This is a genomic window from Leptospira idonii, assembly GCF_004770995.1.
Classification (GTDB): domain Bacteria; phylum Spirochaetota; class Leptospiria; order Leptospirales; family Leptospiraceae; genus Leptospira_A; species Leptospira_A idonii.
Map to the genome: position 1 here is coordinate 564,112 of NZ_RQHW01000047.1, position 18,312 is coordinate 582,423.

Sequence of the window (18,312 nt, forward strand, 5' to 3'; positions counted from 1 at the left end):
TTAAGAACTTAGAAGAAGCGGATTTTATATTCCCAGGATTTTGTTTCCGGGTTTTCAAGAGTATCTTGCAAAGGGAATGTATACAAAACATTTCCCAAACCGATAAATCCTCTTGTAGAAGTGCATTCCGAATCTTTAGGAAACAAAACCCTGAATTGGATTTTTCCTTCTTTGAGAAGACGGGAAGTTTCCGTGATGATCTTTTTTTCACCTACACTCGATTCTTGAATGATGGCATCTGTTAGGTTGGGAAATTCTCTTTTGACGGAAATGGATTTCCCTTTCGATTTGGCAGCGAAATTTCCCAATAAAATTCCTTCCAAATGGGAAGGATCTTCGAAATCGATTTTATAAGTTACCTTTCCCTTTCTTTTGAAAAAAGGATCGAAAATTTCGGTTTTTTCCAACTCTCGAAAAGTAAAGTCTTTCAATACCAAAATCACATTCGATTTGGATTTGATTTTGTTTTCGATGGTAACTCTATCTGTAGGGAGGAATTTGATAAGAGATTCCGTGGAATCTTTTTTTAAGGGAACAATGTAAGCCAGTTCTACCGTTCCGGAATTTGCCTTACGAAACAGAATGGTTTCTTCATACTCAAAACAGCCGATGCAGAATAATAACAGAAAGGGGAATGATAGAAACCTTCTCACAAATTAGGCTTCCCTCGTCGGGAAGCCCTGGTCAAGGAATTATTTGGAAACGGGGTATGCCTCGTTTCCATGTTCTAAAATATCCAATCCTAAGAGTTCTTCCTCTTCGGAAACTCTCAGTCCTATTGTGTATTTAATGGCAAGGAATACCAAAAAGCTGGTTCCGAAGGCCCAAATAAACGCAATTCCTACTCCAATGGATTGCGCAATCAACTGGTTGAATCCACCACCGTAAAAAAGTCCTGTATCCAGATTGAAAAGACCTACGGAAAGAGTTCCCCAAGCCCCGCAAACCCCATGAACGGAAACCGCTCCGACAGGATCATCAATTTTGATTTTATCGAAAAACAAAACCGCCAAAACCACCAAAATACCTGCGACTAACCCGATACAGATGGCTCCCGTAATGCTTACGTTATCGCAAGGAGCAGTGATGGCAACAAGCCCGGCCAGTCCCCCGTTGAGAGTAAGGCCGATCTCCGGCTTTTTAAATAGAATCCAAGTAAGAACCATAGCACTGATTGCACCCGCACATGCAGCCATATGAGTGACTACCGCAATAGAAGCGAAGGCTCCTCCTTCGATGGAGGTCGTAGAACCAGGGTTAAATCCGAACCAGCCGAACCAAAGAATGAACACACCCAAAGCCGCCATAGACATATTATGACCTAAGATTGGATATACTCTTCCGTCCGATTGGAATTTTCCCAGTCTAGGGCCTACTAAAATAGCACCTGCAAGTCCCGCCCAAGCACCCACACTGTGTACTACTGTAGAACCTGCAAAATCTAAGAAGTTGGCTCCTTCCACTCCTTCTGATCCGCCTATATTTAAGGATTCCAAAAAGCCTGTCGATTTACCCAAAAGCCCTGCCCAAGCAAGAGATCCGAAAAAAGGATAAATCAAAGCTGTGATGGCAAAAGAGAATATTAGGTAAGCTCCGAATTTGGTTCTTTCCGCCATTGCTCCCGACACGATCGTCGCAGCTGTGGCAGCAAATACGATTTGAAACATAAAAAAAGTATAATTGCCTGGATCCATTTTTCCATCCGAATCGTTCAGAAGAGAATCCGCAATCGCTGGCATTCCGATCCCCAAACCGGCAATGAGATGAGGACCGAACATAAAAGAAAAACCGATAAGCCAATATGCGATTGCACCCACCGTTAAATCGGAGAAGTTTTTCATCAAAATGTTCACAGCGTTCTTGGCACGAGTGAATCCCGCTTCTACATAAGCGAAGCCTGCCTGCATAAAAAATACCAAGAAGGCTGCAAGACAGGTCCAAACCCAATTGGTTTCTTGTTTGGTGGTTTCCGCAGCAGCTTGGGTTTGTGCGACTTTCGCTTCCAAACTATCTATTTTTTCCAGTAAACTTTCCACACTCACTGATTTGGTTTCTTTGGAAGCGGATTCCGCAAAAATTCCCGTAGAAACACAAACAGCACCGCATAACAGAAATGTAACGAGTTTATTTCTCATTCTCATATTTTTTTTCCCTAACTAGCCCTTTGTGAGATACCCTCTAGTTTGACCAAAGAGGCTTTTAACTCACTGTTTTGTGGCGTGTTCTTCACGCCTTGTTGCAATACTTTGATCGCTTTTGGTTTCGCATTTTCTTTTAAATAACATTGTGCAAGAAGTATGCTTGCTTTCGCAAAAGAGTGATCGGAAGAAAGAGCCATTTTTAGAGCCCTCTTCGCTTCTGAAATTCGGTTCGCCTTGTAATAGGCTCTCCCCATCATAAAATGAGAACTTGCCGTATTATCGCCTGATGTTTTCAGATACTCTTCCAAGTAACGGATCGACTCCACATAGTTTCCGTCCCTATAATACATTTTGCCCAAAAACATAAGTGTTTCTTTTAAGGAAGGATCGATCGCAAATGCCTTGGAAGCAAGCGCATAGGAATCTTCCGTTTTTTGTTTCGCATTTGCCTGTTTTGCCATCTGCATGTAATGAGATGCCTCGGGAAGAGAGTCGTTGCAGTGAAGGAACAGATAAGATAAGTCGTCTCCGTTAGGAACATCCCCTTGGTAACTCCGGAAACGTTTCAAAAAACGTTGAGAAAGAGTTTTTAATTCGAACTTTCCCTTTCCTTCGATCAGAAGCTCTTCTCTTTCGTCCTGAAGCCAAGCTTGGATTCTCTCCACTCCCACTTCTTCCTTCTCCGCATTTCTTTGTTCGCTGAAACCATCCGAAATCAGAAGAAGAAAATCACCGGGCTCTAATCTGCCTTGTTTTTCTTCATAATCCGTCTTGCGGACAGGAAGGATTCCCAAAGGAACTCCTTTGGTATCGTAAGATTGAAACGCATCGTCTGCCGCTTTGTAATGAAGCATTCTTTGGTGGCCGGCATTCACATAACCGAAAGTATAATCGCTGAAGATTCTCACCATAAATGCGGTGAAATAAGTGGACTCAGGCAATTGTTCCCTAAGATTCTCGCCTAACTCTTCCATGATCTCCGTCAAACCCAAACCGGCCATTACGGAACGACGGAATTGGTGATGGATCGCCATAGTTACCAGAGCGGCAGGAATCCCATGGCCGGAAACATCGATATTAATCGCTGTTAAAGAATGACCTTGCCTTACGATATCGACCAAATCGCCGCTCACTTCCGCCATCGGTTCGTAATGAGTCGCAAAATAGACCCCGTTCCAAGCACTTAAATCCTGAGGAAGAATTTGACTTTGTACATTCCTTCCCATCTTCAAGTCCCATTCCAACTGATTGAGAATGGCGGCCTCTCTGGCTCTTGCGGTTACAAGTCCTTCAATTAGCCTAACGCTCGATAAAGCTAAAGCCAATTGGGATGTCAAAGCTTCCAAAATTTCCAAATCATCCTGGATATAAAAGTTTTCCCTATTGCTTTCCACAGCTAAGGTTCCCAATGTCTCATCTTTTTGGATGATGGGAACACACATAACGGATCTTGTTTTTTCGCCTTCATCGATGAAGTCGGGAGACCTGGACAAATCGTTCACTAAGATCGGTTTTCTGGATTCGAAAACCGTACCGGAATACCCTTCTCCCGATTTTAAGTTTCTGCGAGGAGGTTCTGTTTCACTGACGAATTTAACCGGAACTAAAAATTCTCCGTCCCAAAGACGGAGAGTTGTATTATCGGATTCAAAAATCTCCTGACAGATCAAAATGACTTTGGAAAAAAGTTGATCTTCCCTGTCCAAGTTTGCAAATTCTTTAGAGATATAGAGTAGAATCGCGATTTTATCTTTATCGGTTAATCCCCCGACGACCTTATTTTGGCCACGGAAGTTAACGAGCATACGCTTAGATACTTTGAAATCAACCATAGATGGTACCTTTTGTATATTGCGATGCAAAAATCGTACCGACTAAGCAAGACGATGAAAAAAGCCAATTTATCGCAGTTTTTTATACAGACTGTCTATTTATTGAACAATGATTTTTAGGGGATTTTAAAAAATAAGCAAGAAGTTTAATTTTTGGGCAATGGGGATGTTTCTTCCGAAGCCTCGTCCCCCCAACGAGAGTAAAATTGAAATCCGACCCTGGTCTCCCTTTCGTAATATTCCTTCGGTTGGTTGATTCCGGTTCTCTGCAAATACACTCCTGCAAAATACCCTTTTCCCAAAATGGAAGGAAGGACTTCTCCGTTGATTCCCAGTGAGGCGCCATACACAGGATCCAAAATTCCAATACTAGTAGGGTTCGCAAAAGTTCCAATTCCCGCTAAGATCTGCACATTATTGTTCCATGGAGAAAAACCGGCTCCAATGCTTCCCGTGTAAGATGCTCTCACTCGAAAGCCAGGTCTTTCTTCCAATCCATTCTGGCTGAACATAGCCCTTTCCCAAAAGACACGGCCGAACTCTCCATAAAGAAAAAAGGCAGGATGGATGCGATACTGAGCACCTAATACTGCTTTTTCGGGAAGCCTTTCCTTTAATTTTTCGCTTCCTAAATAATTTTCAAAACGATAGACTCCCGGAGATTCTGCCACCAAACCTATGTTTAAGTTTCCTAATATGATTCCTACGGATCCGGAAACATTCCAAGAATAGGAACTGAATCCTCCCGGTCGATTTGAAACGGCAGGACCCACACCGAGCCCCAGATATATATTTTCAGAAACCTTATAACTGAGGATTCCGTTCATCGCATAGTTGATGAGTCGTTCCTCTCCTGGAAAAAAACGATTGTAGACCGGCTTAAAACGAACTCCCACTCCCCAATTTTCACTGAATTTATAAAAACCTCCTCCGTTCAGGAGGATAGCGGAAGTGGTTTTGCCTGAACTGCTAAGTCCGAAACCTGCTTCCACAGAATTGGTTTTATGACTGATCAGAAAGGAATGATTTCCACTGAGATTGGACATTTCATGGCGAAGCCCTGCACCTTGTGAAAATAAACCGGAATTATAAGCGGACGATTCTGCAGGCTGATACCCTGCAAATTGAGCAAAAACAGGACTGGAAAAACAGAGAGATACAAGTCCCAGACAAAACAGAGAAAAGAAACCTCTCCTTAAAAAAAGGAAAATCATTTTACCGTCATGAAACGGAGTATTTCCTGGAAAGAAAAGGGATTTCTTGAGTTTTCTTTTATGACTAGACCCATGTTTAAACAATTTCGTTCTCCGCAAGGATGGTATTCTCTTTTGTATCCTGCTTCTTGGGAACAGATGGTGGTGGAAGAAATCCCTGCCTTCTTTCAACCGGAAGGCGGCGGCGCTTTGCAATTTTATGCATTCGAATCCAAACAAGACCACTTCGATGTCAGTCAAGAGTTGGAGAATTATCTGAAAATTCACGAAATCGATTATGACGAAGACAAAGTGGCTCATTTCGAAAATAACGAAGGTTCCTCGATTCGTGCCTGTGAATTCCAGAAAGAAGACCGCATCTGGATGGTGTATGTGATCGCAAATCAAACGAAAATGCTTCTTGCGACTTACAATACGGATGAAGAAATCGAAGACGAACTTTTCCAAGATCTTTCCAACATCATCAGTTCCGTTCGGTTTATTTAATTTTTTTACTTTACAATCCTCTTTTTCAAAGAGATTCTATTGGGGTTTTGATCCAACCACCTAGGAGTCTCTCATGAAAAAAATCATCTACGCAGTCGGCGGCCTCTTCGGCTTACTGATTGCCGTATTGATTCTTGCTTTGGTTTTTGCGGGAAGTTTTTTAACCAACGAATTTCTTGTGAAACAAATTGAATCCGCAATCAATGTTCGTGCGAACGTAGACAAAGTGAATATAAATTTATTCAGCGCTCTTTCCAGCGTAGAAGTAGAAGGGATCCAATTGGCCTATCGCGACAACGTAGCCAATCAGGGAACTCCTCTTTCGGAAAGAAAACCGATCCAATCGGCAGTCATTTCCATCGGAAAAGCGGATATCAAACTCTCTCTTCTAGGGATCTTAATGAAAAAATTCGAACTGAAGAAATTGGTGATCGAAGAACCGAAAGTATCCTTCGTTATGTTCGAATCGGGAGGAAACAATCTCACTCCTCTCTTTAAGGCTCCTGCTACGGTGAACGGAGAACCGAACCCAGCACTCAGCCCGGAGGCAATCGCAGAACGTAAAAAAGAGGAAGAAGAAGCTCGTGCTGCAGCACTAAACGAACCTTCCCAACCTTTCAGCATCAAAGACATCCCTATTGCCATTGAAATGGGGTTAGTCGGAGTGAAAAAAGGCGATGTCCAAGTCACAATGAAAAAAACGGGGCAGGTCATAAAAATCCAAGCCTTGGATTTCGAACTGAAAGATATCGATATTGATGGAAGCGACTTAAAAGAACACAACCATATAGGAATCAACTTAGATGCGGATGTTTTCGTCATAGGAAGAAGCAAAAACGAAGCTGCAAAATTCATTTTAGAAACCAAAGGCGATTTACAGCCGTTTGTAGTAGAATCCGGTCTTGTGAATCCAACGGTAACATATAATGTAACAATGGTTGAAGATTCATTCGTTTCCGGATTTGCCGCTTTCGATGCTTTGGCGGGAGAACTTCCTCTTCTCAACCAAGCGGGATTGAAACTGGACAAACTGAAAGAGAAAGCGGTTTTGAAAAAAGACGTAAGTTTCAAAGTTTCGTATAACAACGGAAAAATTACTTTCCTGGACGAACCAACCTTCCCTACCAAAAATTACGATCTTCAGATCAACAAGGGTTCTTATTTGGTGATCACGAACAATTCCCACGAATTGAAAATGGGCCTTCTTTACGATGAAGAAGAATCCAAAAAATCAATCGCGGGTGTGGATGCAAAAATCAAGGAAGCCACCAAAGGACAAGGAGATCCGAAAGAACTCCGCAACAAACTCCTAGGAAATATCATCAAAGGAGATCGAATCAATATTCCGTTCAAAACGTACGGTGATTTGAGAAATCCCAGCGTACAATTGGGGGTCGATATCGGTTCTATCTCCAGTTTGATCGGAGGAGCCGTGAAAGAACTCATCAAGGGAAAAGCAACGGATGCTTTGAAAAATATCCCCGGAGCAGGAAATGCTCTGAAAGGATTGGGATTCTAATTTCTTTTCCAGGAGAAGATATTTTTACAAAAGAAATATCTTCTCCTCTTCCTTCACTTCTCGCTCGGTGCCTGTTCCTTAATGCGGGCTTCGATCACCTTCCTTCTCAATTCGATTTCGGAATGAATGGTTGCTTTCAATTTGAGAAATACCGCCGCATCCAAATCTATTTTTTTAGATAAAGATTCATAAAGAGGATTCGATTTTCCGGAAGGAACTTCGAAAAAAGGAGTTTGATCTTGTTCCTTGTAGATTCGGAACGAAACTGCATTCGCATCGTCATCGATCAAAATCACAGCTCCTCCGTGTGCGGGTGTCGGTTCCACAGTATCCACAACCCATCCCCCCGTATTGAATAAGGAAACATTCTCAGTTTTCAAACCTAAGTCTTTCGCATCGGAACTGAAAGGTTTATGAGTGTGTCCGAAGATAAATTCGAATTCGTTCGGAAACTTTCGATCCGTTTCCATTTCCCATTGCCCGGGGAGCAGTTCCTGAAAATAACGATCCAAGTTCGTGGTGATCTCTTCCCCTAACACTCCATCAGACATTCCCCTTTCAGACTGCCCGATTTTAGAGATCCATTTTCCCAGAAAAAATCCAAGTCCGTATTTGAGAAAAAAACGTAAGATGGGTCCGATCTTCAAAAGACCGACGAGATAACCTGCCACATTCGTTGCTAATTTTTGAATCGCCTTTTCACTTTGTAGTTTGTCATAAATGAGTCCGATCCCTTCCCCGACCGATCCGGATCTTCCCAATGTGGACCAGAAAAAATCGATCCAAGCGAAGTTCTCTCTTTCTAAATCATAAATTGTTTTTTTATTCTGTTTCTCGGGGAAGATGATCGATTGCAAGCTGCTCATCAATTCATAAATGTTCTCTAAAAAATGACCGTGAGTGAGAAAGATCGTTTTGGTTTGTTTCGAATTAGAAATTTCCAAATTCGGATAAGCGATTTTTACGATCCCTCGTTTGAGTCCTTTGTTTCTTCTCATGATTTCGGTTAACAGATCAGATGTGACGAAATCGGGAGAGATCATTTTGGTTGTGTGCCAAGCATCTTGGATTTTTTCTTTGGGTTTGAGACTTGCAATGTAATCGGTGTATTGTTTTTCGCGAGCTGTTTCCCAAAGATGATGGTCATGGTTCCCCGGAATGTAAATCATGTGATCTGAAAAACGAGTGCCTTTGGAAAAACAACATTCCAAAAATCTCTCGAAGCTCATGGAGGCGTCACTGATGCTCCCCAAAGCCAATTCAAATACGTCTCCCAGAAGGATGAATTCCACTTTAGGAGAGGAAGTTCCGTTGATTTTTTGTACAATTGTTTCTAGAACAGGGAAAAGATCTTTTAAAACGGGAGATGTTTTTTCCGCATTCACTCGATAACGGGGAGAATGATTCTGATTTTCTTCTATATAAGTAAGTAAGCTGTTATATGCACCCAGATGGATGTCGGATAGAACCATGTAACGTATCTTTGTCATTCAAAACTCCTCAACCTAACGCATTTCAAAAAAATTCATATAACATACAATTAATTATTGCAAACCAAAGAATTAAAATGATGATTCGGTAAGTTTCAGTTCAGGGGAGCTAATGTTAGAAGCAGTTATAATCGGCAGTGGATTCGGCGGCGCCATCACTGCATGCAGACTTTCTAAAAAATGGAAAAATAAAGTTCTTATTTTCGAAAGAGGAAAACGTTATCCGATGGGATCTTTTGCCAGAAGCCCTCACGATATGGCCAAAAACTTTTGGACCGCCTCCATTCCTAAGGGTCATTTTCGTTTTCCTAAAAAGGAAGGAGACAAAGGAACAGGACTTTTCGATATCCGCAACTATCCTAAGCTAGATGTGGTGCTTTCTGCAGGTTTCGGAGGGGGCTCTCTCATCTATGCCAATGTCTTTTTGGAACCTCCCGAACATATCTTTGACAAAAGATGGCCAACTTCCTGCAAAAAGGAAACCCTAACTCCCTATTATAAAATTGTAAAAGAAGTGATGGGTTCTCGTCCCATCCCTTCCTTCGAAAACGATCCGAGAAGAAGAGTCGTTCGTACGGAACTTTATGAATCCTTTGCGAAATCTCAACATAAAGTTTCGAAAAGAGCCAACATCAATGTTTTCTTCGGAAACAATCTAAAAAAACCTACGGACATAGGCGTCCAAGAAAAGAATAAATACGGTGCAGTACAAACTTCCTGTACATATTGTGCGGAATGCGACATCGGCTGCAACACACACTCCAAAAACACTTTGGATCTGAACTATCTGTTCGTTGCGGAAAAAAAACACAAACTTCAAGTGAGAACGGAACATTTGGTAAGCAAAATCATTCCTTTGAATGAATTCGGAGAAGAAGATGTTTCCGAAACGGGTACATACGGGTATCGAGTTCAGTATGCAAATTTCTCTACCCCCATCCCTCAGTTCGGATTCGTGGACACCAAAAGAGTTGTCGTATCTGCAGGAACTTTAGGGACAACGGAACTTCTCTTAAAATCCAAACTGGAATACAAAACACTCAGTAAAATTTCAGACCGCCTGGGAGAACAATTTTCAGGAAACGGAGACTTTCTTTCTTTCGTTGCGAGAGGAAACAAACCTGCCGATCCCAATTACGGACCGGTGATCACTCAATATACGGATCACAACCTCTTCGAAAATTTCGATCCTAAAAAAGCATATGTTTTGGAAGATGCAAGTTATCCTGTATTTGCTTCCTATCTTGTGGAAGGTGCGATCCCTCTTATTTTCCGGCTCAAATACATTTGGACCAAAATCAAAGAGATATTTAAAAGAATTCTGGATGGAAAAATCTTCGGAAGCATCGGTTTTCTATTGAGCGAAATCCTAAAAGGAGATATCTCTTACACATCTGCGGTTCTACTTTGTATGGGAATCGATTCCTCCAACGGTAAAATGTATTTGGACAAAGACAACGATCTGCAAATCAAATGGCCTCAGAAAGAAAATTTACCTCTGTACGATTCCATTCTGGAAACTACGGATCAATTTTCCAAATATACGGATGCAAAATTCGACTTCCCTATGCCTACCTATTCTTGGCCCATTCGAAACAATGTCACAGTGCATCCATTAGGCGGTTGTGTGTTGGGAACCGCTTCTTCCAATGGAGTTTGTTCTTCCGATCCCAAATCGTTCGGGCAAGTTTTCGGATACACGAATCTATTTGTGGCAGACGGAAGTCTTTTGCCGACAGCAGTCGGAGCGAATCCTTCCATGACCATCGCCGCACTTTCCGAAAGAGTGGCGGAAGCAATCACCGGAATCAAACCAAACGCAAAACTAGTATAAGGTTCAATATGGCAAAAACACTCTCTCCTGCAAAAAAGAAAACTCCTTCGATCCCTTCCGTTTTCGGAAAACATCCCGTTTCCCTATCCTTTACGGAAGAAATGAAAGGAAATGTTCATTTCTCTCAAAAAGAAAGTTTTGAGGAATCTTACGAGCTGGGCAAAGAAGAAAACAATTATCTGATGTTTCACCTAACGATTAAAATTCCGGACACTGAGTTTTTTGTGTACGATCCTCAGGAAACGGGAGAAGCTGCAGGATGGGTCGAATCAGACGCATTAGGTGGAAAGTTCCCGGTAGTAAAAGGTGTTTTCAATTGTTTCACCGATTTCGGAGATCCGGATCAAAATCAAAAACACATGAAATACCGTCTTTTCATCGAAAATGCAAGCGGCAAAAAATTGACATTGAGCGGATTCAAAGCGGTAAAAAACGACGGGATCCTGCGAATTTGGACGGATACTTCCACTCTTTACACAACCATTTACGACGGTTTTGTGGAGGAAAAAGAAGAGAAAAAAGCTGTCATAGTTGCCAAGGGAATTCTTAGAATCCTAGAGAAAGATTTTCTCAAACAGATGACAACGTTCCAATCGAACGGTCGCAATTTTTCGGAACGAAAAGATGCAATGCTCAGGTTCGGAGAATTGTTTTTAGGAAATCTTTGGGATGTATATGGGCCACATCTGAGAAGTTCAGAACCGGAACTTTGGAAAGAAAGAGACATCGCTCTTTATACTTTGGAAGGAGTAAAACATTCCCAAATCACTACTTATCCTTTCGTTACGGAAGATAAAATCTCTCTCAGCCTCATCCGTTTCCTGAAAAAGGAAACAAAAGATGTGGTTGTCTTGATGCACGGACTCACCACTTCCACGGATATGTACATCATGCCGGAACATAAAAACCTGGTCACCTATCTGCATGAAAGCGGATATACGGATGTATGGAGTTTCGACTGGAGAGGAAGTTTCAGACACCCCTATAATTTATTTCCTCATCGTTACAACTTGGATGATATCGCTCTTTACGATGTTCCCAAGGCATTGGAGGAAGTCAGAAAGGTTGTAGGAAAAGACAAAAGAATCCACTTCGTAGTACATTGCGTAGGCTCCATCAGCTTTTTTATGAGTTTGTTTGCCAAAAAGATCACAGGCATTACGAGCGTAGTATCCAACAGTGTTTCTTTAACACCTAACGTAGCTACCTGGTCTAAGATCAAACTTTGGTTCGCTCCTTTTCTGATCGAAAATGTGCTTCGTTATCCGAATGTAAACCCTCGCTGGCAATACCTTCCCGGAATCGCACAAGGGAAATTACTTTCCAAAGTGGTGGATTTATTCCATCCGGAATGCAACAACCCTGCTTGTCATATGCTGAGCCTTATGTGGGGAACCGGTTGGCCCGCTTGTTACGAACATAAAAATCTTTCCGAAATCACTCATAGAAGATTGGGAGATCTATTCGGAGCGACTTCCTTACATTACTATAGGCATATTCGCAAAGCGGTTTCTAAAAAATCTATGGTGAAATACGAAGTGAAGGATGAAAAATACAATTCCCTTCCGAACCAATATTTGGAATACGCATCGGAAATCCAAACTCCTATCCTATTTCTAACGGGAGATAAAAACAAAATTTTCGGAAATTCGAACATCACAACATTCGAAACTTTGAACCGACTGAATCCTGGGAATAAAAACGAACTTTTTATCGCAAAAGGATACGGCCACCAAGATACATTGATGGGAAAACAAAGTGATAAGGATGTATTTCCTGAAATCGTAAAGTTTTTGAAAAAATACAGTCAGGGGAAATAGAAATTTCGATTCAGGTGCTGGAGTTCTTCAGCACCTGTGTTTCGCAAGATTAGGCGGTAGCAGCCTTCGCTTTTTTAGAAAAATAATACAACATCACTCCCGCAAATAACATATCCAAAAGTACAATCAGAACCATCGCCATTTCGGATCGAATGAAAAATGTCATGGCTCCTTTGAGGAAAATGGGAATCGAAAACAAATGCAAAGATAGAATCACCCAGAAAAACTTTTTTCGATCTTTTGTGTCATCAAAACGAAATTGTTTCAAAAATACCGCAAAACAAAGCAAAGAGAATACAACTTGAAAGGCCAGTCCCAAAAGAGGAGCAACAGTGCTCACCCCTAAACTAGGGTTTGTCGGATCTAAAGATAAAAAAGGACCTATCTTTTCCGCAGACTCAGATGGAAAGATCTGCAAATCGTGGTCGTGCACCAAATAATCCAAAAGAAAGTGACTGGAAACGACTAAGGCAAACCCTAAATATTCTTTCCATGTGACAAAACGAAATGCTTTGAACACTAAAAATAGGAAAATTCCTATGATCACCCCTCCTAACAAAGAATGGGAGTAAGGTTGGTTCAGAAGACGCATGTCTCCGATGTAAGCAAAAGGGAGATTTACTTTCATAAACTCAAGAGGAGGCTCTATGGAAAGTGGATTCCAATTCAAAATCACCCAAAACAGTTCCACAATCTCAGAACCGATTAGCAATTGCCAGATGGGGATGTTCTTAAATTTGGATTTGATCAAAAACGCAGAAGATAAATGTCCGATTCCAGTCATGGTTCCATAAAAAACAAAATCATATTTTTTTTTGCAATATATAATTTACTTTCCGAACTGATTTATTGAAATTCAGACTATGGACCACTTCTTAGTTACCGGTGTTAGCTCAGGGATCGGGGAAGCTCTGACAGAGAGTTTGATGGCAAAAGGAAGTTTCGTTTTCGGAAGCCTTCGTTCCAAGGAAAAAGGAAAAGAACTAACAGAAAAATTCGGAGCATCCTTTCACCCTCTTTACTTCGATGTCACTTCCGAAAAAGAAATCGCTTCCTCATTCGATGAGGTCCGGGAAAAATTGGGAGAACAGAATCTAAAAGGACTTATCAATAATGCGGGAACAGTGATCCCCGGTCCTCTTTTGGAAATGGAGTCCTCATCCTTTCGCAACCAATGGGAAGTGAACGTTCTGAACCCTTTTTTGATGATAAAAACATTTCACCCTCTTCTTTTGACACATAACAAATCTCAATCGCCGGGAAGGATCATCAACATCAGTTCTTTAAGCGGAGTCAGAACCTTCCCTTATCTAGCGGCCTATTCCTCTTCCAAATTCGCATTGGAAGCATTGAACGACGGATTCAGAAGAGAACTTTTTGGGGACGGAATCGATGTGATTTCCATTTTGCCGGGACCGATCAAAACCTCTCTGACGGACAAAATCAACGAAAGGTTAAAAACCAGTGCGGAAGATTCGAAATATAGGGAATCCATCCTCAAGTTCATCAGAATGAATGAAAAAAAAGCAAATTCAGGGGTTCCTTTGGATCTAGTGATTCAAACCATTCTAAAGGCTTTGTATTCCCCTCATCCAAAAGTTCGATATTATTTAAAAAGTAGTTTCATTACGGATACTCTTTTGGGAGAATATTTCCCTACCAGATGGTTTGATCGTATGATTGCAAAAACATTAGGCATAGTTACATAAGCCCGCCCATGATAAAAACCAAGACCCACTTACTGCTCTTCCTTTTTTCTTTCTGTACGACCTTTTCCGTTTTCTCGGAAACAATTTCGAATCCCATCACAATCACTGATGAAAAAGAGACTTATGAAATCTCCCCTAACGTCTCCGTTTTCATCGACGAACAAAAAAAAATGGAGATAGGAGATATATTGGGACTGGAAGACAGCCGGTTTGTATTTCCTGAAAAACTCAATTTCGGAATTTCAGATTCTGCCTATTGGCTGAAAATTCCCGTTCAAAACAAGTCGGAAGGTTTTAAAAAATGGTATTTGGAAGTGGGTCATCCTGTTCTAGACAAACTGGACTTATACATCCCCAAAAACCATTTTTATACTAAAAAAAGTTTAGGAGACAAGTTTCCTTTTTATGAAAGGGAAATCAACCATCGTAATTTCGTTTTCGATCTTTGGAACGAAAACAATCAGGGAAAAGAAGAAGATGTGTTGGTGTATTATCTGAGAATCGAATCGGAAAGCACAGTCAATCTTCCTTTGACCATACTCAGTGAAAAAGAATTCACGAATAGAAATTCCGCAGAACAATTCATATTCGGTCTTTATTACGGATTGATTTTGGTGATGGCGATCTATAATTTATTCTTATTTTTTACCATCCGAGACCTCAGTTATTTCTTTTACGTTTTTTATATACTCACCTTCGGTCTTCTGCAGATGAGTTTGAACGGGCTTGCTTTCCAATTCGTTTGGCCGGATTCTCCTTGGCTGGCAAGTTATGCCCCCACATTTCTTATCCCCCTTCTTCCCGTATGCGTCATTCTGTTCTCCAGATACTTTCTGTTAACGTTTGAATATGCTCCTTTTATCGACAAAGTTTTAAAAACCTCAGCATTCTTCGGAATCGTCCTCACTGTCATTTCCCTTTTCGTCAAAATCTCATCTATTTTATGGGTTTTGGGAGTGTATGCGATGGTAAATGTTCCTTTGGTTTTGGGAATCGCCATCTATGTTTTGAAAAAAGGATACAAACCTGCCATTTATTATCTCACGGCTTGGATGACCCTTCTGGCAGGAGGAGTTCTTTTCGGACTAAAATCTTTTGGCATTCTCCCCGCCGTTTTTGTAACCACCTACGGTCTGCAAATCGGTGTGGCGGTGGAAGTGGTTTTACTTTCCTTTGCTCTTGCTTCCAGGATCAATATGATCAAAAAAGAAAAGGAAGATGCGCAAGCCAAAACCTTGGAGATGCAGAAGATACTCACAGAGTCTTACGCTCGTTTTGTGCCAAGGGACTTTTTGGCGAATTTGGGAAAAGAATCCATCTTAGATGTACGATTGGGAGACCAAATCCAAAAAGAGATGGCTGTTTTATTCTGCGACATCCGCTCCTTTACCACGTTATCCGAACAAATGACACCGGAACAAAATTTCAATTTCATCAATTCGTATCTGAGCAGAATGAGTCCCATCATCCAAAGACACAACGGTTTCATAGATAAGTTCATCGGGGATGCGATTATGGCTTTATTCCAAAGAAACGCGTTGGATGCTGTTGCAGCAGGAGTGGAAATGCAATTGTATCTGAAAGAATACAATCAATACAGATCCACCCGCAATTACGATCCGATTCAGATCGGAATCGGGATCCACTCAGGTTCGTTGATGTTGGGAACCATCGGAGCAGAAGAACGATTGGAAGGAACAGTGATTTCCGATACAGTGAATCTGGCCTCCCGCATTGAAAGTCTAACAAAAGTATATGGAGCAAGAATCGCTGTCAGCGACATCACTGTGGGAGAAATTCAGGAAAACCAGTTCCAATTTCGATTTTTGGACAGAGTCACTGTGAAAGGAAAACAAAAGCCTGTTTCCATTTATGAAATCATAGACGGAGACGAACCTCAGGAAAAAGACCTGAAACTGGAAACGAAAGAAAGTTATGAAAAAGGTGTCCATTCTTTCCACCAAAAGAATTTTGAAGAATCAAAGCTCCATTTTGATCAAGTAATTCGAACCAATCCGGAAGACAAAGCCACTCAGCTCTATTTAAAAAGACTGTACGCCGTTCTGAACCCTCTTGCTGTTGACAACAGAAGCGGCGCAGAACTACTACCTAATGATCCTTCTTCCTTTGGAAAATAAAGAAATGCCTTCTTTTTTCAGATCCAAATCCATCCTAACCTTTTTGTTTTTCCTCAATTTTGCTTCCCTATGGAGCCAAGAAACTTCCGATTTAAAATCAATTCTTCTCAAACCGACGGAAACGGAATACAAAATCGGTGGGAATGTTTCTATTTATGTGGATGCGGACAAATCCAAAACGATCGAGGAAATTTCCCTTCTGAAAGAATCCGATTTTGAAATCTATAAGGATCTGAATCTGGGTTTCTCTCAAAACGCCTATTGGATTCGAATCGTTCTCATGAACGAATCCGACCTAACTAAAAAATGGTATTTGGAAGTAGGTCACCCTGTTTTGGATCATGTAGATCTTTACATTCCCAGAGCAAACGGAAGTTACTTGGTAAAAAAAGAAGGAGACTCCCATCTTTTTCGGGAAAGGGCAATCAAATATAGAAATTTCGTATTCGATTTGGAAGCATCCTCCTTACCGAACCCGAAAGGGAAAAACGTCTATTTCCTAAGAGTAGAATCGGAAAGTACAGTTTCCGTCCCTCTTACCATCCTAAGCGAACTTTCTTTTACCAATCAAATCGTCTACGAACAGTTCGTCTTTGGAATTTATTACGGATTGATTTTCGTAATGGTTCTCTATAATTTATTTCTATTCTTTGCAGTAAGAGATTTAAGTTATTTTTTCTATGTGATCTACATCGCCTGTTTCGGGCTTTTGCAGATGAGTTTGAACGGACTCGCATTCCAGTTTGTCTGGCCTGATTCGGTTTGGCTCGCCAGTTATGCTCCTACTTTTCTGATCCCGCTCCTTCCCATTACCGTACTTCTATTTACAAGATACTTTCTACTCACTTCTCAGAATTCCCCGATCATCGATAAGTTTTTAAAATTTTCCCTTATTTTGGGAAGCATACTTACTGTCGTTTCCTTATTCGTTAAAATCTCAACAATCATCTCCATACTTGCCATTTATGCAATGTTAAATGTTCCCATCGTCCTGGGAGCTGCGATGAATTCCCTTGCCAGCGGATACCGTCCTGCGATGTATTATTTGATCGCATGGCTGACTCTTCTTACAGGAGGAATCCTATATGGTCTCAAATCTTTCGGACTATTGCCTGCTGTATTTATCACCAATTACGGACTTCAGATAGGAGCCGCCTTAGAGGTGATTCTGCTTTCCTTCGCACTTGCTTCCCGAATCAATACCATCAAACAAGAGAAAGAAGAAGCCCAAGCGAAAGCCTTGGAAATGCAGACTCTACTTACAGATTCTTATAAATCGATCAATGTGAAATTGGAACAAATCGTTGAGGAAAGAACCAGAGACCTAAACGATTCATTGAAATTGATGAAAGCCGATTTAGCGATGGCTCAAAAACTCCAACAAAGGACCTTGCCTAAGCTGGATTTCGAAGCTAAAACACTCTCTATATTCACCTACTACCTTCCTATGGCGGAAATCGGAGGGGATTTTTACGATATACATGAGTTAGCTCCTGGGCATTTTCGATTTTTCCTAGTCGATGCCACTGGGCACGGAGTCCAGGCGGCACTTCTGACTATGGCAATCAAGGCGGAGTATGAAAGTTTAAAAAACATCCGTTCCAAGCCTTCCCATATTTTGGAAATTCTAAACGATGAGTGCATCAGAAAGTACAGATCGATGAATATGATTTTTTCCGCTATTCTAGCGGATATTGATCTAAACGAAAAAACACTTTCCTTCTCATCTGCAGGCCATCCTCCTCAGATCATCCGCCAATCCTCTGTTACCTCTCCCTTGAAAGCCCAAGGAAGGATCATCGGTTTAAAAAAAGACGTATCCTACCAAGCGGTAGATGTTCCTATCTCTTCAGGAGATAGAATCTTTTTCTTTTCTGACGGAGTGTTCGAAGAATTCGATCAAAATAGAAAGGAATTCGGAGAAGAAAGAGTGTTTTCCTGTTTAAGCAAAAATGATCCTATCGATCGAGTCGCAGAAGATTTGATTTCAGAAGTGAAACATTATGTAGGGCCGAGAGGTCTGCAGGATGATCTCACACTTCTTACCATCGAAGTGAACTAAAATTAAGTAAATGATGCGAAAAGCCCCGCACTAATCCCTATCCGTAGCTCTCCCAATGATTTTCTCT

13 protein-coding genes are annotated in these 18,312 nt (G+C 41.2%); 7 read left to right on the top strand and 6 right to left on the bottom strand.

The window, feature by feature from the left end:
* Positions 1–8: 8 nt before the first annotated feature.
* From EHS15_RS14680 to EHS15_RS14695, 4 genes are all read right to left on the bottom strand, one after another.
* Positions 9–653, bottom strand: a complete 645-nt coding sequence (locus EHS15_RS14680) for an LIC11874 family lipoprotein (protein ID WP_135761301.1) — start codon at positions 651–653, stop codon at positions 9–11.
* Positions 654–692: 39 nt separating this feature from the next.
* On the bottom strand, positions 693–2,135 hold the full coding sequence (locus tag EHS15_RS14685; protein WP_135761302.1) for an ammonium transporter: 1,443 nt from the start codon (positions 2,133–2,135) through the stop codon (positions 693–695).
* 17 nt (positions 2,136–2,152) lie between these two features.
* Positions 2,153–3,973 carry a GAF domain-containing SpoIIE family protein phosphatase gene (locus tag EHS15_RS14690; RefSeq protein ID WP_135761303.1) on the bottom strand — a complete coding sequence of 607 codons (1,821 nt, stop codon included), beginning with the start codon at positions 3,971–3,973 and terminating at the stop codon, positions 2,153–2,155.
* A 146-nt stretch (positions 3,974–4,119) separates the two neighbouring features.
* Positions 4,120–5,187: a hypothetical protein gene (locus tag EHS15_RS14695; RefSeq protein WP_135761304.1), complete on the bottom strand. Its 1,068-nt coding sequence runs from the start codon at positions 5,185–5,187 to the stop codon at positions 4,120–4,122.
* A 9-nt stretch (positions 5,188–5,196) separates the two neighbouring features.
* Here EHS15_RS14695 and EHS15_RS14700 point away from each other — a divergent pair, with 9 nt between their 5' ends.
* The gene (locus tag EHS15_RS14700; protein ID WP_425460648.1) at positions 5,197–5,673 is read left to right on the top strand and encodes a hypothetical protein; all 477 of its coding nucleotides are present in this window, start codon (positions 5,197–5,199) and stop codon (positions 5,671–5,673) included.
* Between the two features lie 73 nt (positions 5,674–5,746).
* Positions 5,747–7,192, top strand: a complete 1,446-nt coding sequence (locus EHS15_RS14705; protein WP_135761305.1) for an AsmA family protein — start codon at positions 5,747–5,749, stop codon at positions 7,190–7,192.
* Positions 7,193–7,245: 53 nt separating this feature from the next.
* Here EHS15_RS14705 and EHS15_RS14710 read toward each other — a convergent pair whose 3' ends face one another.
* On the bottom strand, positions 7,246–8,682 hold the full coding sequence (locus EHS15_RS14710; protein ID WP_135761306.1) for a metallophosphoesterase: 1,437 nt from the start codon (positions 8,680–8,682) through the stop codon (positions 7,246–7,248).
* A 112-nt stretch (positions 8,683–8,794) separates the two neighbouring features.
* Here EHS15_RS14710 and EHS15_RS14715 point away from each other — a divergent pair, with 112 nt between their 5' ends.
* Entirely contained in the window at positions 8,795–10,516 is a 1,722-nt protein-coding gene (locus EHS15_RS14715) for a GMC oxidoreductase (protein WP_135761307.1), read from the top strand.
* 8 nt (positions 10,517–10,524) lie between these two features.
* Positions 10,525–12,336 carry an alpha/beta hydrolase family protein gene (locus EHS15_RS14720; protein ID WP_135761308.1) on the top strand — a complete coding sequence of 604 codons (1,812 nt, stop codon included), beginning with the start codon at positions 10,525–10,527 and terminating at the stop codon, positions 12,334–12,336.
* Between the two features lie 49 nt (positions 12,337–12,385).
* On the opposite strand, the gene EHS15_RS14725 is transcribed toward EHS15_RS14720, so the two are convergent.
* Positions 12,386–13,120: a hypothetical protein gene (locus EHS15_RS14725; RefSeq protein WP_135761309.1), complete on the bottom strand. Its 735-nt coding sequence runs from the start codon at positions 13,118–13,120 to the stop codon at positions 12,386–12,388.
* 79 nt (positions 13,121–13,199) lie between these two features.
* Here EHS15_RS14725 and EHS15_RS14730 point away from each other — a divergent pair, with 79 nt between their 5' ends.
* From EHS15_RS14730 to EHS15_RS14740, 3 genes are read left to right on the top strand one after another with little or no spacing between them, the layout of a single operon-like run.
* Positions 13,200–14,045, top strand: coding sequence for an SDR family NAD(P)-dependent oxidoreductase (locus EHS15_RS14730; RefSeq protein ID WP_135761310.1), 846 nt, complete (start codon positions 13,200–13,202; stop codon positions 14,043–14,045).
* Between the two features lie 8 nt (positions 14,046–14,053).
* Complete coding sequence (locus tag EHS15_RS14735) at positions 14,054–16,183, top strand: 7TM diverse intracellular signaling domain-containing protein (RefSeq protein ID WP_135761311.1); 2,130 nt, start codon at positions 14,054–14,056, stop codon at positions 16,181–16,183.
* Between the two features lie 4 nt (positions 16,184–16,187).
* Positions 16,188–18,245, top strand: a complete 2,058-nt coding sequence (locus tag EHS15_RS14740) for a 7TM diverse intracellular signaling domain-containing protein (protein ID WP_167884241.1) — start codon at positions 16,188–16,190, stop codon at positions 18,243–18,245.
* Positions 18,246–18,312 lie beyond the last annotated feature (67 nt).

Bases quoted from the DNA above. Each gene is read 5' to 3' on its own strand.
- EHS15_RS14685 (WP_135761302.1), bottom strand. From the start codon at position 2,135: ATGAGAAATAAACTCGTTACATTTCTGTTATGCGGTGCTGTTTGTGTT.
- EHS15_RS14690 (WP_135761303.1), bottom strand. From the start codon at position 3,973: ATGGTTGATTTCAAAGTATCTAAGCGTATGCTCGTTAACTTCCGTGGC.
- EHS15_RS14695 (WP_135761304.1), bottom strand. From the start codon at position 5,187: ATGATTTTCCTTTTTTTAAGGAGAGGTTTCTTTTCTCTGTTTTGTCTG.
- EHS15_RS14700 (WP_425460648.1), top strand. From the start codon at position 5,197: ATGAAACGGAGTATTTCCTGGAAAGAAAAGGGATTTCTTGAGTTTTCT.
- EHS15_RS14705 (WP_135761305.1), top strand. From the start codon at position 5,747: ATGAAAAAAATCATCTACGCAGTCGGCGGCCTCTTCGGCTTACTGATT.
- EHS15_RS14710 (WP_135761306.1), bottom strand. From the start codon at position 8,682: ATGACAAAGATACGTTACATGGTTCTATCCGACATCCATCTGGGTGCA.
- EHS15_RS14715 (WP_135761307.1), top strand. From the start codon at position 8,795: ATGTTAGAAGCAGTTATAATCGGCAGTGGATTCGGCGGCGCCATCACT.
- EHS15_RS14720 (WP_135761308.1), top strand. From the start codon at position 10,525: ATGGCAAAAACACTCTCTCCTGCAAAAAAGAAAACTCCTTCGATCCCT.
- EHS15_RS14725 (WP_135761309.1), bottom strand. From the start codon at position 13,120: ATGACTGGAATCGGACATTTATCTTCTGCGTTTTTGATCAAATCCAAA.
- EHS15_RS14730 (WP_135761310.1), top strand. From the start codon at position 13,200: ATGGACCACTTCTTAGTTACCGGTGTTAGCTCAGGGATCGGGGAAGCT.
- EHS15_RS14735 (WP_135761311.1), top strand. From the start codon at position 14,054: ATGATAAAAACCAAGACCCACTTACTGCTCTTCCTTTTTTCTTTCTGT.
- EHS15_RS14740 (WP_167884241.1), top strand. From the start codon at position 16,188: ATGCCTTCTTTTTTCAGATCCAAATCCATCCTAACCTTTTTGTTTTTC.